Below are 21,664 nucleotides of genomic sequence, written 5' to 3'. Positions count from 1 at the left end.
TTATTTAATAGTAATTTCATACTTGTTAGCGGCTTAATATCTTTGCCAGTATTAAAAAAAACCTCTACTTTTGTGCGCTTAAAGACATTTACTTGCAGTACTAATGCCTGAACAACATCCACCGGAATCTATATTTAGCCAGCTTGATGCTTTCGGGCATAAAAAAGTTGTTTTTTGTACCGACCCAGATACCAATCTCAAAGCTATTATTGCTATCCACAATACAACGCTTGGCCCTGCATTTGGCGGCGTGCGTATGTGGGCATACAAAACTGAAGGCGATGCACTAAATGATGTATTGAGGTTAGCCAAAAGCATGACCTACAAGGCAGCCATTGCAGGCCTTAACCTTGGTGGCGGCTATTCGGTGATCATAGGCGATTCGCGCCAGGATAAGAACGAAGCTTTACTGCGTAAATTTGGCCGGTTCATCAAAAACCTTAACGGCGAATTTATTGCTGCCGAAGACGTAGGTACCAATCCGCGCGATATGGAGTACATTAAAATGGAAACCAGCCATGTTACAGGTGCCCCCGAAAACATCGGCGGCAGCGGCGACCCATCGCCAATAACTGCGCTGGGCGTTTTGATGGGTATTAAAGCCTGTGTAAGGGAAATGTACGGCAGTGACAGTTTAACAGGTAAATCGGTTATTGTACAGGGTATCGGTCATGTGGGCGAAAACCTGGTGCGGCTTTTAAGGGACGAAAATGTAAAAGTTTACGCCAGCGATATTAACGAGGAACGCGTAAGCCAGATCTCCAAGAAGTATGGCGCGCAGCCGGTATCAAACAATAATATTTTTGATATTGATGCCGATATTTATGCTCCCTGTGCTATGGGTGGTACTGTGAATACGCAAACCATTGCTAAATTAAAATGCGGTATTATAGCAGGTTCGGCTAATAACCAACTGCTTGATGAAAATGTGCACGGTAAAATGCTGCTTGATAAAGGCGTGCTTTTTGCTCCCGATTATGTGATCAACGCAGGCGGTATCATCACCGGCTATTCGGAGTTGATGAATTTTAATAAAAAGCGTACCTTACAGCTAACCGAAAACATTTACGAAGCTACACGCAATGTATTAAAGCTGTCAAAAGCCGAAAATATTCCAACCATAAATGCGGCTAATAAAATTGCCGAAAAACGTATTGAGGATATCAGGAAAGTAAAATCATCCTATTAAAACAATTAAATTTTATATAAACCGTTTGCATAAGCAAACCAAATCGTTCTTACAAAAATGTTAAACAGAAGGCACCTCCGGGTAAAGGTATTACAGGCACTGTATGCGTATCATCAGTCAGATACCAAAGACGTTAAGCTATTTGAAAAAAATATGCTGAACAGTATAGACCAGGTTTACGAAATGTATATCTGGATGCTATCATTAATTAATGAAGTGGTAAGTTTTGCCGCTAATGACGCACAGGAACGCGCCAACAAACACCTGCCCACCGCCGAAGACTTAAATGCAAACCTTAAGATCCTCACCAACAGATTTATCCTGAGCCTGAATGATAATAAGGAATACATTACAGCCTGGAAAAAGTACAAAGTTGACTGGACCTTTGAGCCCGAACTTGCAAAATCACTTTTTATTATCCTTAAAAACTCGCCTGAGTATGCCGAGTATCTTGCTAAAACAGGCGATACCCTGCAAACAGACAAGGATATTATCAAATTCATTTTCAAAAAGGTTATCCTGAAATCATCATTAGCCGAGCAGGTTTTTGAAGACAGGTTTATTTTTTGGCCTGTTGATAAAGATGTGCTGCAGGCGCTTATTGCCAAAACGTTCAAAAACTTTTCGCATGATGATTACAAGCTCAACCAGCTTGCCGAAATTACCGGTAACTGGGTTGAAGACCGTGAGTTTGTAGTAAACCTGTTTCAGCAAAGCATCAGGTATGATGGTGCCTACCATGAGCTTATAGCTGCCAAAACCCAAAACTGGGAGCCGGAGCGTATTGCCATGATGGATACGCTGCTAATGAAAATGGCTATAACCGAGTTTATTAACTTTAATTCTATCCCGGTTAAGGTTACAATAAACGAGTATCTTGAAATATCAAAAGAGTTTAGTACGCCTAAGAGTAATTCATTTATAAACGGTATCTTGGACAAGATTTTAATAGAGCTTAAGGCTGAAAACAAGATCAAAAAGATAGGCCGCGGCTTAATAGAATAATATTTATTAAAAAATGAAAAAACTATTTTTAAGCTTAGTAGCAGCAGGCATGTTATTATCAGCCTGCAACAGCAGCACAGCCGGTAATGCATCAACAACTACCGCCGATAGTGCTGCAACTGCAGCCAATGCACCGGTAGCCAAATTTGAAAAAGAAAGTCACGATTTCGGCAAGATTAAAGAAGGCGATAAGGTATCATATGATTTTAAGTTTACCAACACCGGTAAATCGCCATTGATTATTACCAATGCCCGTGCTACCTGCGGTTGTACCACTCCTACCTGGCCAAAAGCACCGGTTAAACCGGGCGAAAGCGGTGTAATCAGCGTTACTTTTAACAGTGCCGGTAAAAGCGGTTTACAGGATAAACAAATAACCGTTACAGCAAACACTCAGCCTGCCGAAACTATGGTGCATTTAATTGGCGAGGTTTTAAAAAAATAACAATTAATTTAAACAAATGATAGCTACTATTTTATTACAAGCCTCAGCAGGCGGCGGCTTAGGCAGCTACGGTTCATTAGTACCAATGGTACTGATTATCGTGGTGTTTTATTTCTTTATGATCCGTCCGCAGGTTAAAAAGCAAAAAGATCAAAAAAAATACGTTGAAGAGTTGAAAAAAGGTGACAGGGTTATAACCACAGCCGGTATCCACGGCCGCATCGTTGATTTAAACGATACCACCTTTTTGGTTGAAGTTGAGAACGGAAAGATTCGTTTTGACAAATCGGCCATATCGCTTGACGCCTCAAAAGCATTGAATACCCCGGCTACCCCGGTAGTTGAGAAGAAAGCTTAATTTATTTTAAGGCGAAAGGTTAAAGGTTAAAGGCGAAAGGTAGAAACTGCCTTTTGCTAAAATCAGATAACCTCACATAAAATAAGAAAGGATGAAAGGTTAAAGGTAAAGGAATACACAAATGGTGTTTGACCTTTCACCTTTAACCTTTCGCCTTTAACCTTAAAACAGTCTTTAACCTTAAATATGGCAATAGTAAAATTATCGGCAACAGAACGCAGGCGGCTTTCGGTATTTTTTACCTGTTTGTCGCTGGCTATTATTGCCTGGATTTTTACTACCCTGTCCGATCCTCTTCCATATAAAGTAAAAAAGGTTTTAACCTTTAAAAATGCGCCGCAAAAACGCGCTTTCCATTCGCTGCAACCCGATACTGTTGATGCTACCATACAGGGCAACGGATGGCAAATGTTGTTCTCCCGGTTTAACAGTGATAATAAACCATTGGTTGTTGACCTCCGCTCGCTCGAAACCCGTAATTATGTGGTTATCGACAGCACGCAGCTTAAGCTGATGAATATGGGGAAAGACCCGGCCAACCGCGTTTCGTCCATTGATCCGGATACGCTTTATTTTGATTTCAGCAACCGCCTTATCAAAAAGGTTCCTGTTCAGCTTACGATGGGCGTTAGTTATCAGAAACAGTTTGCTGTATCTGGTAACATTATAGTGCGCCCCGCTTATGTAACTGTGAGCGGCCCCATTGAACGCTTGAAAGAGATTACATCGTGGAAAACGGATTCGCTTAAATTCAGTAATGTTAACGAAACCATCAATACAAGGATTAGCCTAAAGCCCAGTAACGAGGGAAACCTGAATGTTTACCCACGCTCGGTGCAAGCCATTATCCCGGTTGATGAATTTACCGAAAAAACGCTGGAGATTCCTGTGAAGCTGATCAATAACAACAACTACTACAACGTAAAGGTATTTCCGCAAAAAATAAAGGTAACCTTTACTACATCACTAAGCCGGTATGCCGATATCGATGAAGATCTGTTTGAAGCCGTTGCCGATCTTAACCTTTGGCGCGACAAAGATTATACAGCACTGCCTGTAAAGCTTATTCACATGCCGCCCTTTTGTAAAGTGGTAAGGATTTCCCCTGCCAATATTGATTTCTACATAAAAAAATAATGCTTAAAATAGGTTTAACCGGTAATATAGGCAGCGGCAAAACAACCGTAGCCCAGGTATTTGAATTGCTTGGCATCCCTGTTTTTTATGCCGATGATGAGGCTAAAAAAGTTATGGTTACCGACCAGGTACTTATAGAAGGCATTAAACAAACTTTTGGAGAAGAAGCTTATTTTAATGACGGCAGCCTTAACCGCAAATACATATCAGGAATAGTTTTTAACAATAAAGCTGAGCTTGAAAAGCTCAACGCGCTGGTGCACCCTGCGGTGTTCAGGGCTTTTGACAGCTTTGACCAACTGCACAAAGAAGCACCTTACGTGATCCGCGAGGCGGCTATTTTATTTGAAAGCGGTTCGTACAAAATGTGCGACAGGGCAATTATGATTACCGCACCACTTGAAACCCGCATTGTCCGCGTTATGGAGCGCGACGGCATCAGTCGCGCAGATGTTGAAAGCCGGGAAGCCCGCCAGCTATCTCAGGATGAAAAACTGAAGCTGGCCAATGATGTAATTATTAACGATGGTAAACAGCTGGTTATACCCCAGGTAATAGCCCTGCATGAACTGTACTTATCGCTCGCACACCATTAATGATACTTGACGATTTTGTTTCTTTTGACGAAAAAGGGCTGTACTGCAAATACGGCGACTTTTATATCGACCCTCAGCTGCCGGTAAAAACGGCCGTAATATCCCATGCCCACGCCGATCATGCCATAAGCGGCAATACCAATGTTTATTGTACCCGAGCCACTGCAAGCATCATGCAGTTGAGATACGATCGTACTGCCGCTAAAGTTTTTAATATAGCGGCCTTTAACCAGCCTTTTGAGGTTGGCAGGGTTACCGTAACGCTGATCCCTGCGGGGCATATGCTCGGTTCGGCCCAAATATTGATGGAATACGAAGGTGCGAGGTATTTATACACCGGCGACTACAAACTGCAACCGGATGCCACATGCGAGCCTATTGAATGGGTTACTACCGATGTACTGATCACTGAAAGTACTTTTGCCAACCCCGACATTATCCATCCCGATCCTGTTGCCGAGATCCGTAAGATCAATGACATTAAGAGTAATATTTTGCTTGGTGCTTATGCCCTTGGCAAAAGTCAGCGGTTAATTAACCTCATTACCGAACATGCTCCACAAAAAAAGATCCTTGTGCATCACAAAATAATGCCCATCAACGCCATTTATGAAAAGATGGGCTTCCCTCCCGGCAAGTATCAGATTTACGGCCGCAAGCTGATGAAGGTGCAGGATGAATTTGTGTACATAGTGCCGCCGTTTACTTTCGATAGTTATATCCGTGCCACGGGCGTTAAACGCCTTTTTGCCTCAGGATGGAAAAATTTGCAGGTAAATAACCAGGATACTCTTTTTATATCAGATCATGTAGATTGGAACGATATCCTGCAAACCATCACCAATACCAAGCCCAAACAGGTGTGGACACTTCACGGTAAGGGCGATCATCTGAAAGCTTATTTTAAAGATGATATATTTGTAAAAATTCTCAACTAATGTTGCAGGAAGGTGTTGATTATTACATTAATGACGATGGCAATTTTGTTTTTACTGAAGCCTACCATTTAAAGCGGGGCTATTGCTGTAAAAACAAATGCCTCCACTGTCCGTGGGGTTACGGCAATGTAAAATTGTCCGGAAATAACACAGAATCAGACGATAGCAATAAATAAATCAACGGTAAATTAAAAATAATTAAACATATTTGTATCCCATTCATTACTACTATTATGCGGATAGAAGACGAAATACAAAGTACCAATTTTGAAGACAACTACCACAAAGTGGCCATTAACGTGGCATACACGCAAGGCTGGTTGGCTAATTATTTTCGTTGTCACTTTGAAAAACATAATATCACTCAACAGCAGTTCAATATTTTGAGGATCCTGCGCGGTCAGTACCCCAAACCGGCTACAATAAATTTGCTGAAAGAGCGGATGATCGACAAGATGTCGGACGCGTCACGCATTGTTGACCGCCTTGTTCAAAAAGGGCTGGTATCACGTTGCACCAACAATAAAGACAGGCGCGCCGTAGATATCCGCATCAGCGATGAGGGACTTGCAACCCTTTCAAAAATGGATGCCGAATTTAAAACCAAAGAAATACTGAGCAATAACCTAACCGAAGATGAAGCCGCAACCCTAAGCGATTTATTGGACAAAATGCGGGGATAAGTTTTTAAGGCTAAAGGAAAAAGGATAAAGGCGAAAGGTTAATTGCCAATTATATTTTCTTGCGCTCGTTTGTAACGAGTGCTTAACGTGGGTTTACGTTTGTAACGTAAACACTGGCGATACAATCGCCAAACCATATTAAAAAGGTTAAAGGCGAAAGGTTTGCTGCCCTGATTATATTAATCAAAAACATGTCATTGCGAGCGTAGCGTGGCAATCGCACGTATGCGGATGCGCTCTGTATAGTATGCGATTGCCGCGCTACGCTCGCAATGACATGTAATATTATTATGCCTTAAAAGCCGCAACTTCATCCTTCAATATAGCCAAAACTTCCGGCCTCACATTACCGAAAAAGGACACTCCCATCGCCCCGTTTTTCAATGCTACCTGGATGCCGGTGCGAATTTCATCATCGCTCTTAAAATCAGATAAATACAGGCCTGCATAAAGCGGGAACCTGCCGGCCAGGAAATGTACTCCTTCGGCTACTGCGTTACCTATCCAGCTTACGCCTTCTTTGTAAAAGCCATGGTATATCATGGGGCAGATACCATCCATATTCCAGTTTGTCCAGTCCTGCCTTACGTTACGGCGGGCCACTTCGGGTGTTGGGAATACAGCTGCTGTTATTTGCTTTTTATGCTGATGGGCTACAGTAGAAATACCGTTTACTACGCGGGTAATATTGTTGTACCTGAACAATCGCCACGAAAGGCTGGCTTCCGGATATTGGATCTGATCAAGGTCCTGGTTATATTCTTCCTTGAATTTGGCTTTGCAAACATCGCAGTAGCAAAAGTCATATTCGGGCAGCTCCTTGGTTTGATCTATCTTGTAATGGTCCCAAAGGTTTACAGGCAGTATCACATCACAATAACGCACATAATCCAGGTGGATGCCATCAATATAATCTTTAGCTAAAATATCATCAACAGTTTTGGTTAAATACTCCTGCACTTCGGGGCGCGACGGGCACAACCAGCGATAATACTGCACATAAGGCGGATGATCGGCACATGATTCGCCTTTGCGGTTTTTGCTGTACCATTCGGGCTTTTCATTCACCAGTTCGGCGCGGTTAAAAGTCCACATCCAGCGATGGGCTTCCAGGCCTTTGGCTTTGGCGGCACGGAAATGGCGCTCGCTGTCATTCTCGAAAAATATACCCGTTATCCCCGATGCCTTGTACGATGCGTAGCGGGTGGCCAGCTCATCGTCAGTATCTTTCTGGTTTGGGTTTATCCACACCCAGTTTTTCATGGCCTTTTTCTTACTGCTTTTGGCAGCTTCAACAGCGGCATTGCTTACTAAAGGCAACTGGGCGGCCACACCGGCCAGTAAACCGGCCTTCAAAAATTCGCGCTTATTCATGGAGTTTAGGGATTAGCTGTTGCTGCACCAGGCCATCCTGGTCAATTGTATAGGTTGCATTGGTTTTGCTATCGGTAATGTGTGCCATAAACTGGTGAGTGGTAGCTTCCAGCTTCAGCTCATTATCATTGCCGCTTACAGTAACCTTATTTTCAATACCTAAGTCTTTTAAGGATGTCAGGTACTCATGATGATCTTTAAACCATTGCTTTTGCTTGTAGTAAACCAGCCAAAGGTATTTCTTTTGCTGTTCGGCATAAGGCATTTCAAACTTTAGGTCATTAGCCTCATTATTGCTAAAAAGCAGGTACCCCCAGCGCTCGGGATAATGCATATTAATAAGCCCCTGATTGCTCCACACCCAATTATGTTCGGGCAAATCACGGCCGCTTTTATCCTGCAGTTTTACATATTTACCATTTTGCACCTTTGTGTCATACTCCACGCGCGAAAAATTGATGCGCCAAACCGTACCATCCTTTATCACAGCCCGGTTAAAACCACCGGCTATGGCTTTGAAGGGGATAGCCATTTCAACCGTCCAGCCTTTATCGGTATCTGACGGATTATTCAGCGTACCCTGAACTTTTACCGCCGAACGTAGACCATGCGCATCCCAACCTGTTACCGCAGCACCGTTGTTACGGTAAGGTTTGGTCAAAAACAAATCGAAAATAGTGTTGAGCGCATTCACCTCAATTTCAAAGTAGTTATGCGTGCTGCTATTGGGGTCGATAAACAGCTCAAAATCATTGTCTTTGTAAACAATATCATCATGATGGGTAAGCGTAGCCCAAACATGCGGATCTTTGATCCGGGCTGCCACATACAGGTAGTTATCGTCCCAAAGCATTTTAACGTTGGTTTGCAGCGGAGGTTGTGGTTTAAGGTTGCCTTCAATGTCCTGGAAATCCTGGCTCCACTTTGCCTGCTGCCATACAGCATCTTCTACATTACCATCAATTACAGGCGCCTGTTTTACATGTTTTGCCACATAGCTGTAAGGCGTAGTAAACAAATCAGGAAACTCCTTAAATGCATCCTGCGCTTTTACAAATCCAGGCAGTACAAATAAAGCGGCCGTAAGGCCTGGCTTAAAACAACAGTCAAAGATGCTCCTCAATTTCATTTACTGCCCAGCGCTAAGATGTAATCAAACTCCTCGCGCTTTACTCCCATAACAGATAAGCGTCCCTGCCTTACCAAACCTATATCCTGTAATTTAGGGTCGGCTTTGATTTGCTCAAGGGTTACGGGGGTTTTCAAGGCTTCAACCGGGGCCAGGTCAACCACTACCCAATTGGTATCATCGGTTGTAGGGTCCTGGTAAGCTTCCTTAACAACTTTGGCTATGCCTACAATCTCTTTACCCTCGTTGCTGTGATAAAACAAAACCAGGTCGCCCTCTTTCATTTCCCTCAGATTGTTACGTGCCTGATAATTGCGCACGCCATCCCAAAAGGTACGGCCATCCTTATTAAATTTTTCCCAGCTATATTTAAAGGGCTCACTTTTTACTAACCAATGTTGCATTTGTACGGTATAAATTTTTTTGTAGCGTAAAAATGTAAAAAAGGCAGCAGAAACTGAAATGTGCAACAAGCTATACAGGGTATTGTTACACGGAGATTACGGGTTGGAGTGGTAATGTAGGGGTGAAAAATGAAACCTATCAATCATTACTGGTTAACAACTGTGTTAACCTTTTAGCATTCTGTGCATTTATAGCATTGGTTATAGCTACAGAGGTATACACAGCTATTCCCTGCTCATCATCGGGATGAAAGCTGAGCATTAATTTTACTGTGCGCGAATCCCACAGATAAACGTCCTGGTAATCATTTGGCTTTGCGGTGAACGTACCGTACCAGTGCAAAAACTTACTGAGCATTTTATATCCCTGGTCGCGGTTAAAGAAAACATAGATGTTCACGATCTTATTTTGCCAGGTGCGGATACAAATATGGCTTGCCGTTAACCCGCCTTCCAGCTCGGGCAGCTTATCGGGATGATATTCATAAGTAATGCAGCTATCGGCATCGGGCTTGCTGCCCTCGCCATCGAGGTAAGTTAAAGCCTGTTCCTGTTCGCTTGTTAAGAATCCGCCCAGGCTAAACCCACCAATACCGTTTCGAGCCTTTAAATAAGCAAGCGACCCAACTTTTCCAGCCTGCGAAAAACCCGGCGAATGCAAACACATGATAATCAAAAGCCCCGTAACTACTCTGTAGGGCAAGTAGCAAAAAAGCTTAGCTTTCATATCCTCCTCCTTCGTTTTGCAATATTTAAAGCCTTACTATAATTGGCGTTTAAAATATTTCGTAAAACGAATTTGAATAAATAATCAGCTGATTATCAAACCCAAACAACGATTGTATAACAAATTGAACTGCTTTTACACTTTATTGCACAAATATTTGTTTACTTTTTTCGCAGGAATGTATAACTAAATGCAAAATATTTTTACCCCTAATCGGTTACCATATATGCCTTAAGTTTTTCCTGTAATGCCATAGCCTCGGTTATGAGTGATTTATCTTCAACATATTGCTCAAAAGCAACATCGGGGCCGATAAGGTTTTCTTTAAAAATGTCCTTAAACCTTGAATATTTTAAAGCCAAATTCCACTTGCTTTTCATGTATTCAAAAACCTGTTCATCCTCATCCTTCAGCATCGAATAATTTACCACCACAAAAGCATCGCGGGGCAATGTTTCGATACATTTCAGGATATCCTGGTTATAAGTGATCCAAACTTTTAAATATTCGGTAGCATGGTCGTTGTAAAACTTCACCATGCGGCGCGCCCGCCTAAATTTCTTCCATATCAATCTTGAAAAATATTTACGCGCCAGGTATTTATTTTCCATCCACTTAAACTCCCGCCGCAAAAGCGAGCTCACTACCGACTGATAATCGCGCAGAATAACCAGGTAACAGGCATCGGGCAATAGTTCCTTATAAACATCCAGAAACAGGCAGGTGCGCGGGTCTTTCCAGCCCCATTGATCATACAACTGTTGTTTAACCTTAATAACACTTTTAAGCTTCTCTTTTTCGTAAATAGTAAACTGCGCCACATGATCAACCGTAAGCCCTGTTTTAGGCAGATTATGATCGGCCAGGATCTCTTCGTGCATTTTTAAAAATTCGATATCTTCAAAATGCCCCTCAACATTGCCGTGTCCGCCGGGCACAAGCCTTTCGCCTGTTTGCAGGCCGCACCTACTCAACCATTGGGTAATAAGCGAGGTTCCGGAACGGTGCATTCCGGTAATAATCAGTACTCTTTTTTGCATAAATCTGTTATGAGCGTCCTTTTATCAGGAGTAGCTTGGTATTTTATTAGTCTGCTTAACAGGATGCAGATTATTTATAATATAATAAAGCAGTGAAGAGGTACTTTGTTGTATGGTATAATTGCAGGTATCAATGTAAAGGTCGGGATTAACAGGTATTTCAAACCTATCGTTAATACCCGTCAGATTAGTCAGTTTATCAGGATGCCCGTCGGGCAGCAAAGCCCTTTTATACAAGCCTTTGGTATCGCGGCTTATCAGCTGGTTCACAGGGCAATCAACATGGACAATGCTTACATGATCATATTTTTCGGCAAGTTCCTGCCTGATATCGTCGTATGGATTTATAGCGCTAACAATGGTAACTATGCCCTGAGCGCTAAAGCGACTGGCTACAAAGCCCAGGCGGCGGATATTCTCGTTCCGGTCTTCTTTACTAAAACCCAGATCGCGACAAAGCGCTGCACGATACTCGTCGCCATCAATGATTTCAATTTTAATACCCAGGCTTGTTAATTCGGCGGCTACACTTCTTGCCAAAGTAGTTTTTCCCGCGCCTGATAATCCGCAAAATAAAAGTATCATGCCTTAATTTTTTTAAGTTAGTATGCCTTATTGATCAGCTTAACATAGTGCTTAGGATAAGTGAACTTAGGAAATTAATTGGCTGATGAATTTTGTTACATTGTAAATAATCAATTACACGCAACCCGGAATAACAGAAAGTCAGGAGAAAATATAGCCAATACCGGCCAAAAATGAAGTTTTAATGAATAAATGCATGTATACGGTCAAACACTAACCAACGCTACAGTTAACAAAAATGTTACGATATTTAATTAATTAGAAATGATTTTGGAGACCATTTGAGTAGCCGCTTTTAGGTTATCTTTACTGCCAGACTAACAAACCTGTCACAATCATATGAACGAATTTTCTCTTAACGGAGGTGCCTACATTGGCAATACCAAGGCCTCTAAACCTTTTGCAACTTTAAAAGTAGGTGCTTCGGTACTCAAGATAAATATTGGTTTGTTAGGGCAGTTATTTTTTAACGCCGATGACATTATTGAAATCGAATATGTGTCCTCAATTGGTGGTGAAGGTATCAGGATCATCCATAATGTCCCCTCATACCCTAAAAAAGTTGTGTTTACAGCAAGTATGTCTTATCATAGCATCATTGAAAATATAAGAGCAACTGGTTTCTTTGACAAAAGTGCGCACAACCAGGCACAATATTATCAAGTTAAGAAGATGCAGGAACAGGGTAAACTGCCATTTAAAATTACTGCAACAATAGCGTTCTTAGCGGGCTGGAATATTCCTTTACTTGTCGGCTTTATAAAAGGAGGAGTTTATCGCGCCGCAAATTATTCGCTCATATCATTCACCTTTGTTTTTCTGATGATCGCACTGATACTTTTTTCGCCACATTTCAGAGCATTAGTCTTGAAAGAGGACAGGGAAATAAATGACCTTAAAAAATCTTTATATCTCTTATGGGTTATGGTTACCATTGGCGGCATCATGTTTACTATCGTAAGCCAGGTACCAATTAATAAATAACCATTAATTATTAAGCATTGTCAGCAATCGGCTCTTCTTTAGCAGGCAAAAAAAGCAAAACAAGCGCACTTATTTGTAACAGATCAATGATTACAGCGATGCACCCCGCATAAACATTTGCCTTAAAAGTTGACAGAAGGTTTACAGCATCGGGGGTGATTGTTAAGATTAATAAGAGCAGCAACACCCATTTAGCCCATTTATGCCCTTTTCTGATAAAAAGAGCAAGCAAAAGCAAAATCCCCAGGGCAATACACGTAGCAATGGCAATAGTAAAAGAAGCCGACCTCGCCCCGCTCAAATAATAGTAAACCAAATATAAAACCGCCGAAACACGGATAAGTGTGGAGGCTACGTTGGCTTTTGATTGTGCTGACAGGTTCACGGCGGTAAAATTAAGTGGTGTATCAATGCAATATTTTAAACATCAGCTCTTTCATCAACTCGCCGTGCGGTGCGTTTGATTCAACACCTTTGCTTTTCAGATCATACTCACGCAGGTAGCTGATCACCTGGAAAATTTTACCAAGCGGATAGTTACGTGCAGCCTGCTCATAATCTTTAATAAAGTACGGGTTAACCCCCATCTCTTTAGCCAGATTTTGCGGCGTTTTGTCCTTCACGTAGTGGTATACCAGCACCTTGCTGAAAAAATTGTTCAGGTTGCCCAAAACCAGCACAATAGGGTTTGATTTGGGGTTGGCCTCAAAATAATTGATGATCTGGTTTACCTTGTAAGCATCTTTTTTGGTAAGTGCCGTTTGCAGCTCAAATACATTATACTCTTTGCTTATACCAATGTTATCCTGAATATGCTTCAGGGTGATCTCCTGCCCGGCGCTCACATTCAACATCAGTTTGTCGAGTTCGTTGGCAATTTTGGAGAGGTCGTTACCCAGGTACTCGGCAATCATGGCCGATCCCTGCTGGTTCATTTTATAACCTTTATCGCTTACATACCCTTCAACCCAGGCAGGTACTTTATTATCATACAAAGTAGCCGATTCAAAAATAAGCCCATTCTTTTCAATGGCTTTGTACGTTTTCTTACGCTTGTCAAACTTGCCGTATTTATAACAAAAAACAAGGATAGTACTGGGCAGCGGATTTTCGAGGTAACTCAATACCGGGTCGATGCTTTTTTTATTGTCATCGTCCTTACCCCATTTCATGTCCTGCGCCTCTTTTACCAGTACCACCTGGTAATCGGCCATCATGGGGTAACGCTTGGCGGCGTTGAGCACAGTCATGATGTCGGTATCCTTGCCGTATGCCACGGTTTGGTTAAAACCGCGTTCATGTTCAGGTAGCACTTGGTGTTCAACATAATTGCTTACCAAATCAATAAAGTAAGGCTCCTCACCATGCAGCAGGTACAGCGGTTTAAACTTACGGTTCTTAAGGTCCTTTAATATCTCGGCAGCAGTCATATTTCGATGTCAAAAGTACTAAGTGGAAAGTCAAAAGTGGAATGTATTTTTATTTAGGGAAATGCCCAAGGATATATTTATTAATTTTGAAGCCCGACTCAAGACTCATAACTTTCGACTTAAGACTTCGCACAAATGCTCCAACCGCTTAATCTGCCCCCTCACCCTTTCAAAATAAGCGACGATAACGGCACCCTCACCCTTTTTGACGAGATCCGCAAGAAAACCATCATCATTACGCCCGAAGAGTGGGTACGCCAGCATTTTGTGCAATACCTTATCAAACAAAAAAATTATCCCCGTTCATTAATTAAACTGGAAGGCGGCCTTAAACTTAATACCCTGCAAAAACGCACTGACATTGTTGTGTTTAACCCTGATGGACAACGCATTTTAATGGTAGAATGTAAAGCGCCATCGGTAACTATCGATCAAAAAACATTTGATCAGATAGCCCGGTATAATATGGTGCATAAAGTATCTCTGCTTGCGGTAAGCAACGGTTTGCAGCATTATTATTGTACCATCGACCACGAAAAATGTACTTACCAGTTTATTGAAGAGTTGCCTGCGTACGTTAAGGGGTAATTTGTCTGAACCCGAATTTATTGAATTGAGGGAGTGAACAGAAAATGCTATGTACATTCCACAAATTCTTCAAATTCAATAAATTCAAGTTCAGACAACATCCTCTTTCCAATAAAATGTTATGATAACAGTTATCTATTCCCTATTTTGGGCAGCATAACCTCATCAATTATAACATCTCAATATGAACATTTACAACAAAGCGATAGCCCTGATCTCAGCATTGATTGTATGCAGCTTCATCGCATCTGCCCAGGAAGCCAAACTCCCTACTCAATGGACCAACGCCGCCATGCGGGCTGAGATACCTTTGTCTGAATACCCCCGTCCCCAACTGCAGCGTAATGACTGGCTGTGCTTAAACGGTAAATGGGATTACCAGGGTGGTAAAAACACGCCTAATGCGCTAAACCCCGAAGCGCCTGCATCATTTGAAGGCAAGGCCAATAAGATCCTGGTACCCTATTGTCCCGAATCGGTACTTTCGGGCGTACAGCGCAAACAGGAGATCAATATGTGGTACCGCCGTAGTTTCGAAATTCCGGCAAAGTGGCAAAATAAACAGGTAATTGTTCACTTTGGGGCGGTTGATCATGACGCTACTATTTTTATAAACGGGAAGAAAGCCGGTTCGCATTCTGGTGGTTACGATTCATTCAGTTTTAATATTACCCCATATCTCACAAAAGGCAGCAATACCATCATTGTTGCCGCTCATGACCCCAATGATGGTAAAACGCCATCGGGTAAAAACGGCCCGCGCGGCGACTACACTTTTTCGTCGGGTATATGGCAAACTGTTTGGCTGGAGCCTGTTAACAAATCCTATATCAAAAATATCCGGTTATTACCAGACGTGGAAGGTAAACGTTTAAAGATATTTGTTAATACTATAGGTGCAGGTAAGGTTAAAGCCGTTGCCTTAAACAATGGCAAAGTGATTTCGCAGGTTGATGCAGCCGGAGGATCATATTTTTATCTGCCGATAGATAACCCGGTTTTATGGACACCGAATTTTCCGTTTCTGTATGATCTCAAATTTAACTTATACAATGCTGATGGCACGGAGGCCGACGAGGTTAAAAGTTATTTTGGCATGCGCGATATTAAACTGGGGAAACTTAACGGCGTTATCCGCCCGCTTATTAATGGCAAATTCGTTATGCAACTCGGCCTGCTCGACCAGGGTTACTGGCCCGACGGCGTTTTAACCGCCCCCACCGACGAAGCCCTTAAATTTGATATCGAATACACCAAAAAAGCGGGTTACAACCTTATCCGCAAGCACATGAAAACCGAGCCGCAACGTTTTTACTACTGGGCCGATAAAATGGGCTTACTCGTTTGGCAGGATATGCCCGCCATATGGTATCAAAACGAAGACACCACCAAAAACAGAAAGGTTTACCGCCAGGAGTTAAAAGCTATCATTGACGATCATTATAATTCCCCCTCCATCATTACCTGGGTACCTTTTAATGAAAACTGGGGTGCCTTTGATGTAAAAAACATCACCAACTGGGTTAAACAATATGACCCATCGCGATTGGTTAATGGTAATTCGGGCTTTAACAATAACCCAAGCTATCAAAAACCTTACGGCGACCCGGGCAATGGCGATTATGTAGACACACATATTTATGTTGGTCCGTATGGTGCATCTGTTCCGGATGGCCGCCGGGCCGCCTCCCTGGGCGAGTTTGGCGGCGTAGGCCTGTTTGTGCGCGGCCATATGTGGCCGGTACAAAACAATGCTTATGATTACGAACCAACTAAAGCCAGGCTTACCGATCGTTATGTTTTTTTGCTTGATGAGGTAGAGCAATTAATGAAATACAAAGGATTAAGCGTTGCCATATACACCCAAACCACCGACGTTGAACATGAAGTAAACGGCGTTTTAACTTACGATAGGGCCGTTGAAAAAATGGAGATTGAAAGAGTTAGGGAAGTAAACCAGGCGGTGATTAAAGATGGGGATAAGTTGAATAAGTAAACACGGTGTTTAACTACCACCGTTACTGGTGTTTTGAAGGATGAGATTGTTTAGAAATATTGGTTAAAACCATGTCATTGCGAGGAGCCAAACGTAGGGAAGAGCCCAGGCGCGACGCGGCAATCGCATGCTATACAGAGCGGCTGTGCTTCCGTGCGATTGCTTCGTACCTCGCAATGACATCGTTTTAATTCTATACCACCCTTTTCCTCAAAGCATAATTGTTAAGCTTTTCAAGCAGGTCATCCGGCTTAAATGGTTTGGATACATAATCGTTCATACCCGCCTCGTACACCTGTTCTTTGATATCAAAAAGAGCCGAAGCCGTAAGCGCTATAATAGGTATGCCTGATTTTTTAGGATCGGCCATTTTACGAATCTCTTTAGATGCATCGAAGCCGTTCATCACCGGCATCTGAAGGTCCATCAATATGATGTCAAAATTGCCGTATTGCATAAACTCAACTGCCCGCTCGCCATTTTCGGCTATGGTTGGGTTTATATTCCACTTGCTCAGCAGCTTCTTCATCAACATTACGTTAACCATATTATCCTCTGCAATAAGCACGCGTAAACAGGCCAGCGGACTTTCTGCCGGTTGTTTAGTCTCCGGAGCGGCAACTACTTCTGTCACAACCTCTGTTGATACCGGAAACTCCATATAAAATGAAAATTCAGACCCATAGCCCATTGTACTGTTAACCGTAATTTGCAGGTCCTGCAGTTCGAGCAAGCGCTTAACTATGGCCAAACCAAGCCCGGTGCCACCATATTCGCGGGTGGTGGCTAATGACTCCTGCGTAAATGGCTCAAATATATTTTCGAGGTTTTCCTTTTCGATACCGATCCCGGTGTCCCTTACCGAAAAGTTCACGGTAACGGTATTGTGCCTGTCTTCCACGCAGGTAACCCTTACCCATATATTTCCCTGTGGGGTAAATTTTATGGCATTACTTACCAGGTTAAAAATGATTTGGGTTATGCGGGTCGGGTCGCCAAAAAGCACTTTATTTTTTAATGAGCTATCAACATCCAGCTTAAACAGCAGGCCTTTTTCTTCGGCCTTCAGTATTTGCCCGCCGCAGATGTTGTTCATCAGCTCAACAAGGTTAAAGCGGATGTTTTCAAACACCACCTTTCCCGATTCTATTTTGCTGAAATCAAGCACATCATTTACAATGGCCAACAGGTTATTTGCCGAAAATTTAAGTACTTCGAGGTTTTCCCGCTGATCGGGCCGCGGACTGCTCATCATCAGTAAATTACTCATCCCTATAACCGCATTTAGCGGCGTACGGATTTCATGCGACATTGTTGACAAAAATTCGGATTTAATCCGGGCCGATTTTTCTGCCTTTTCAATAGCCGTTTCCATTTGATTATAAAGCCGGGCCTGCTCCCTGCTGCTATCCTTTAAATGTTTAATATTTTTTAAGAAAGCAGTATAAAAGTGGCTATGGATAAAAATGAGCAATATAAAATTGGCAAACAGACTAATGATAATGGTAGACTGGTCAATTTTATTAGGTTTGATACCGATAACGTACCCGCTGTTATATTCAATAATCATAAACACCAGCACCGGAATGGTATTTAGCAACGAGTAGATAAGCCCCCATTGCTGCCCAAGCATATAATAACTAAATGCAATAACAATGATAATTACCTGCACGGTAATGATGTTTACCGTTTGCATAGAGACATAAACCAGGCTTGAATTAACAAGGGTACCCACAATAAGTAGGGCATGTGCCGTACCGCGCCAGTCGGGCCGCCAGGTTAAATACTTAAACAATACAATTACCGCCCCCATTAAAAACAGGGCGGTATAGGCAAGCATCTTTTGGTTTTGGAAATAAACGCTCAAATAAAGCGCACCGAGGGCCACAAAAATAAGGAAGAACCCATAATACAATAAACGGATCCGGGCCTGATCAAGGAACGATTGCTCCTTCGATAAAATCTTATAGATCGATAAGTTAAAAAAACTTACTTTTTTACTCATATTCAGAACTTAACTTTGGTCCTGCAATTGACAAGCTACCTTACAGCAATCAAAATACTGTAGGGTAGCTTGTTACGCAAAGCCGGTAAGTTCTGCAATTAGCAAGCCAAAGCCGCTAAGTTTTCGTCAATGATGGTTAATTTGGCTTCGGCATCGGCCTTTTTCTTTTGCTCAACCTCAATAATTTCGGGTTTTGCATTGGCCATAAACCTTTCGTTACCCAATTTTGCATTAACCGATTTCAGGAAACCTAACAAATATTCCTGCTCTTTTTTCAATCGGGCGCACTCGGCAACCGGGTCAATTTCTTCGCTGAAAGGAATATAAAATTCGTCGGTTGAAGCTAAGAAATTTATAGCCCCCTCAACTTTATCGGCCACGGTTTCAAACTTACTGATATTGGCAAGCCTCGCAATGATAGCTTCGTACTCTCCGTAATTAATTCCCGAATTTGATTTGGCAAATAATTCCAGCGGCTCTTTGTCTGAAATTTGTTTTGTTTTGCGGGTATTCCTGATAGAAGTAACAACGTCTTTTACAATCTCAATCTCAGCCAGTAAGCGTGAATTTATTTCCCCAATAGCGGGCAATTGTGCTACAATACAGCAGTCTGATTCAGTACGTTCGCCAAATAGCTCATCATGCCATAATTCTTCGGTAAGGAAAGGCATAAAAGGGTGCAATACCTTTAAAATATTTTCAAAGAATTGAATAGTAGCAGTATAAGTAGCCTTATCAATAGGGTGCTGATAAGCCGGCTTGATCATTTCAAGATACCATGCGCAAAAATCGTCCCATACCAGTTTATAAGTATCCATTAAAGCCTCTGATAAGCGGTATTGCGCAAAGTTGGCTTCAATTTCGGTTAGTGCCTGGTTAAACTTGTTGCCAAACCACTCAATGGCTACGGCATTAGGGTTATCAAGGTTTTCATCAACCTCCCAGCCTTTTACCAGCTTAAAGGCATTCCATATTTTATTGGCAAAACCAGCACCTTGTTTGCAATAACTTTCGTCAAACATCAAATCGTTACCTGCAGGCGAGCATAGTAACATACCTACACGTACACCATCGGCACCGTAGTTCTCGATCAAATCTAACGGATCGGGCGAATTACCCAACGATTTCGACATCTTGCGGCCTTGCTTGTCCCTCACGATACCGGTAAGATATACGTTCCTGAACGGCACTTCGCCCCTGAACTCATGACCGGCCATGATCATCCGCGCTACCCAGAAAAACAAGATCTCCGGTGCAGTAACCAGGTCGTTAGTTGGGTAGTAATAGTTGATATCGGCATTGTTAGGGTCCTTAAAGCCATCAAATACCGAAATTGGCCATAACCATGATGAAAACCAGGTATCAACCACGTCTTCGTCCTGGCGTATTTGTTCTTTTGCTATTCTATATGAACTTTTCTCATCAAAACCTCTTTCTTGGAACAATTTGGCAAAATGCTCAATCGCCTCTTCTTTAGTTTTACAAACATGATATTTTTCAATTGCATCTAATTGCAATGCAACGGCATCATCAGAGTCTACTTTTACATAATCGCCATCTACATACCATGCAGGAATCTGCTGTCCCCACCATAACTGGCGGCTGATGTTCCAATCCCTTACATTCTCCATCCAATGGCGGTAGGTATTGATAAATTTATCGGGAATTAGTTTGATCTCGCCGTTCAGTACGTAATCCAAAGCAGGTTTAGCCATTTCTGCCATTTTGCAAAACCATTGCATTGATAGTTTTGGCTCTATTACAGCATTAGTTCGTTCCGAAAAGCCTACCTGAGATTTGTAATCTTCTACCTTTTCTAACGCACCACTTTCTTCAAGCAGAACCGCTATTTTCTTACGAGCGGCAAAACGATCCTCTCCAATCAAGATTTCAGCTCTTTCATTTAATGTACCATCTTCATTTAAAATATCTATTACGGGCAATCCATATTTCAAACCAAGTTCATAATCATTCAAATCATGTGCAGGTGTGACTTTCAAACAGCCGGTACCAAAATCCATGGTTACATAGTCATCTGTTATGATTGAGATTTTCTTTCCGATGAGAGGGATATAAACTCGTTTTCCGTGTAAATGGGTGTATCGGCTATCATTAGGGTTTACACAAATAGCAGAATCAGCCATTATAGTTTCTGGGCGCGTAGTCGCAACAACAATGTAATTTTGCGGATCTATATCACCATCAACTTTATACTTAATATAATAAAGCTTCTGGTTAACTTCCTTACGAATAACTTCTTCGTCGCTTACCGCCGTTTTGCCCTGCGGATCCCAGTTGATCATGCGGATACCGCGATAGATCAAGCCTTTTTTATACAGATGGATAAACGTATCAATTACCGCTTCGGATAAATTCTCATCCATGGTAAATTTGGTGCGGTCCCAATCGCATGAAGCGCCTAATTTTTTTAGTTGCTCCAGGATAATGCCGCCGTATTTTTCTTTCCATTCCCAGGCGTAGGTTAAAAACTCTTCGCGGGTAAGGTCTTTTTTGCTGATGCCGCGCTCCTTAAGCATAGCAACAACCTTGGCTTCGGTAGCAATACTGGCGTGGTCGGTACCGGGAACCCAGCAGGCGTTTTTGCCTTTCATACGGGCACGGCGAATCAGCACATCCTGTATGGTATTGTTAAGCATGTGCCCCATGTGCAAAACCCCGGTAACGTTTGGCGGCGGAATGACTATAGTATAAGGCTCGCGCTCATCAGGCACCGACTTAAAAAAGCCGTGCTGCAACCAGTAACTGTACCATTTTTCTTCGGTTTCCTTTGGGATATATGTTTTAGCAATACTCATAACGCGCAAAAATACGATACTTAGCGGTTCATAGCCAAAGGTTGAGGGATTTTTTTGTGGGGGATTTATAGAGATCGGAGGTTAGAGATTAGAGGTTAGCCTTGAAACGGTGGTTTTGAGCGCCGGCCGCATTAGGGATGGTAGCGGATACCGGCCAATGTCATTAAGTTAAGGAACACCACAGTTCAGAACCGGATAAAATCCGGTTCTTTATGGTTACGAATCAAAAAACTGT

At 42.3% G+C, this 21,664-nt stretch carries 22 protein-coding genes; 12 read left to right on the top strand and 10 right to left on the bottom strand.

Features of this window, described 5'->3' with window-relative positions:
• Positions 1-103 precede the first annotated feature (103 nt).
• The 9 genes from BMX50_RS17735 (at position 104) to BMX50_RS17695 (ending at position 6,351) form a co-directional block, all read left to right on the top strand.
• Positions 104-1,189: a Glu/Leu/Phe/Val family dehydrogenase gene (locus BMX50_RS17735; protein ID WP_091211892.1), complete on the top strand. Its 1,086-nt coding sequence runs from the start codon at positions 104-106 to the stop codon at positions 1,187-1,189.
• Between the two features lie 57 nt (positions 1,190-1,246).
• Positions 1,247-2,194 (top strand): transcription antitermination protein NusB, encoded by a 948-nt coding sequence (locus BMX50_RS17730; protein ID WP_091211891.1) that lies wholly within the window; start codon positions 1,247-1,249, stop codon positions 2,192-2,194.
• Between the two features lie 13 nt (positions 2,195-2,207).
• On the top strand, positions 2,208-2,639 hold the full coding sequence (locus tag BMX50_RS17725; protein ID WP_091211890.1) for a DUF1573 domain-containing protein: 432 nt from the start codon (positions 2,208-2,210) through the stop codon (positions 2,637-2,639).
• 16 nt (positions 2,640-2,655) lie between these two features.
• A complete protein-coding gene (yajC, locus tag BMX50_RS17720; protein WP_091211889.1) occupies positions 2,656-2,997 on the top strand; it encodes a preprotein translocase subunit YajC in 342 nt (113 codons plus the stop codon).
• A gap of 186 nt (positions 2,998-3,183) precedes the next feature.
• Positions 3,184-4,134, top strand: a complete 951-nt coding sequence (locus BMX50_RS17715; RefSeq protein ID WP_091211888.1) for a CdaR family protein — start codon at positions 3,184-3,186, stop codon at positions 4,132-4,134.
• Positions 4,134-4,730 (top strand): dephospho-CoA kinase, encoded by a 597-nt coding sequence (coaE, locus tag BMX50_RS17710; RefSeq protein WP_091211887.1) that lies wholly within the window; start codon positions 4,134-4,136, stop codon positions 4,728-4,730. The genes BMX50_RS17715 and coaE overlap by 1 nt, the downstream gene beginning before the upstream one ends.
• The gene (locus BMX50_RS17705) at positions 4,730-5,668 is read left to right on the top strand and encodes an MBL fold metallo-hydrolase (RefSeq protein WP_091211886.1); all 939 of its coding nucleotides are present in this window, start codon (positions 4,730-4,732) and stop codon (positions 5,666-5,668) included. Before coaE ends, BMX50_RS17705 begins: the two co-directional genes overlap by 1 nt.
• A complete protein-coding gene (locus BMX50_RS17700) occupies positions 5,668-5,844 on the top strand; it encodes a C1orf53 family protein (RefSeq protein ID WP_208864741.1) in 177 nt (58 codons plus the stop codon). Before BMX50_RS17705 ends, BMX50_RS17700 begins: the two co-directional genes overlap by 1 nt.
• Positions 5,845-5,901: 57 nt before the next feature.
• On the top strand, positions 5,902-6,351 hold the full coding sequence (locus BMX50_RS17695) for a MarR family winged helix-turn-helix transcriptional regulator (protein WP_090528061.1): 450 nt from the start codon (positions 5,902-5,904) through the stop codon (positions 6,349-6,351).
• Positions 6,352-6,639: 288 nt separating this feature from the next.
• Here BMX50_RS17695 and BMX50_RS17690 read toward each other — a convergent pair whose 3' ends face one another.
• From BMX50_RS17690 to cysC, 6 genes are all read right to left on the bottom strand, one after another.
• Positions 6,640-7,725: a family 10 glycosylhydrolase gene (locus BMX50_RS17690; protein WP_091211884.1), complete on the bottom strand. Its 1,086-nt coding sequence runs from the start codon at positions 7,723-7,725 to the stop codon at positions 6,640-6,642.
• Positions 7,718-8,854, bottom strand: a complete 1,137-nt coding sequence (locus BMX50_RS17685) for a carbohydrate-binding family 9-like protein (protein ID WP_091211883.1) — start codon at positions 8,852-8,854, stop codon at positions 7,718-7,720. The genes BMX50_RS17690 and BMX50_RS17685 overlap by 8 nt, the downstream gene beginning before the upstream one ends.
• Complete coding sequence (locus BMX50_RS17680; RefSeq protein WP_090528071.1) at positions 8,851-9,258, bottom strand: EVE domain-containing protein; 408 nt, start codon at positions 9,256-9,258, stop codon at positions 8,851-8,853. Before BMX50_RS17680 ends, BMX50_RS17685 begins: the two co-directional genes overlap by 4 nt.
• A gap of 139 nt (positions 9,259-9,397) precedes the next feature.
• Positions 9,398-9,985, bottom strand: coding sequence for a hypothetical protein (locus tag BMX50_RS17675; RefSeq protein ID WP_091211882.1), 588 nt, complete (start codon positions 9,983-9,985; stop codon positions 9,398-9,400).
• A 209-nt stretch (positions 9,986-10,194) separates the two neighbouring features.
• The gene (locus BMX50_RS17670; protein ID WP_091211881.1) at positions 10,195-11,025 is read right to left on the bottom strand and encodes a sulfotransferase; all 831 of its coding nucleotides are present in this window, start codon (positions 11,023-11,025) and stop codon (positions 10,195-10,197) included.
• A 24-nt stretch (positions 11,026-11,049) separates the two neighbouring features.
• Positions 11,050-11,610, bottom strand: a complete 561-nt coding sequence (cysC, locus tag BMX50_RS17665) for an adenylyl-sulfate kinase (protein WP_091211880.1) — start codon at positions 11,608-11,610, stop codon at positions 11,050-11,052.
• A gap of 339 nt (positions 11,611-11,949) precedes the next feature.
• Between cysC and BMX50_RS17660 the strand changes: the two genes are divergently transcribed.
• Entirely contained in the window at positions 11,950-12,594 is a 645-nt protein-coding gene (locus BMX50_RS17660) for a hypothetical protein (protein WP_091211879.1), read from the top strand.
• A 10-nt stretch (positions 12,595-12,604) separates the two neighbouring features.
• Here the strand turns inward: BMX50_RS17660 and BMX50_RS17655 are convergent, their stop codons facing one another.
• Both BMX50_RS17655 and holA read right to left on the bottom strand, forming a co-directional pair.
• The gene (locus BMX50_RS17655; RefSeq protein WP_091211878.1) at positions 12,605-12,979 is read right to left on the bottom strand and encodes a hypothetical protein; all 375 of its coding nucleotides are present in this window, start codon (positions 12,977-12,979) and stop codon (positions 12,605-12,607) included.
• 22 nt (positions 12,980-13,001) lie between these two features.
• Positions 13,002-14,024 carry a DNA polymerase III subunit delta gene (gene holA, locus BMX50_RS17650; protein ID WP_091211877.1) on the bottom strand — a complete coding sequence of 341 codons (1,023 nt, stop codon included), beginning with the start codon at positions 14,022-14,024 and terminating at the stop codon, positions 13,002-13,004.
• A 135-nt stretch (positions 14,025-14,159) separates the two neighbouring features.
• On the opposite strand from holA, the gene BMX50_RS17645 reads away from it, so the two are divergent.
• Together BMX50_RS17645 and BMX50_RS17640 are read left to right on the top strand one after the other, a co-directional pair.
• Positions 14,160-14,612, top strand: a complete 453-nt coding sequence (locus BMX50_RS17645) for a type I restriction enzyme HsdR N-terminal domain-containing protein (RefSeq protein WP_091211876.1) — start codon at positions 14,160-14,162, stop codon at positions 14,610-14,612.
• 184 nt (positions 14,613-14,796) lie between these two features.
• A complete protein-coding gene (locus BMX50_RS17640) occupies positions 14,797-16,608 on the top strand; it encodes a glycoside hydrolase family 2 protein (RefSeq protein WP_091211875.1) in 1,812 nt (603 codons plus the stop codon).
• Between the two features lie 193 nt (positions 16,609-16,801).
• Here BMX50_RS17640 and BMX50_RS17635 read toward each other — a convergent pair whose 3' ends face one another.
• Together BMX50_RS17635 and BMX50_RS17630 are read right to left on the bottom strand one after the other, a co-directional pair.
• Complete coding sequence (locus tag BMX50_RS17635; RefSeq protein WP_091211874.1) at positions 16,802-18,613, bottom strand: ATP-binding protein; 1,812 nt, start codon at positions 18,611-18,613, stop codon at positions 16,802-16,804.
• A 98-nt stretch (positions 18,614-18,711) separates the two neighbouring features.
• Positions 18,712-21,429 (bottom strand): valine--tRNA ligase, encoded by a 2,718-nt coding sequence (locus BMX50_RS17630; protein WP_091211873.1) that lies wholly within the window; start codon positions 21,427-21,429, stop codon positions 18,712-18,714.
• Between the last annotated feature and the right edge of the window lie 235 nt (positions 21,430-21,664).

The sequence above is a fragment of the Mucilaginibacter gossypiicola genome (genome assembly GCF_900110105.1).
Classification (GTDB): domain Bacteria; phylum Bacteroidota; class Bacteroidia; order Sphingobacteriales; family Sphingobacteriaceae; genus Mucilaginibacter; species Mucilaginibacter gossypiicola.
Note: the sequence above shows the minus strand (reverse complement) of the source record. Positions and strands in the feature narration are given on the sequence as shown.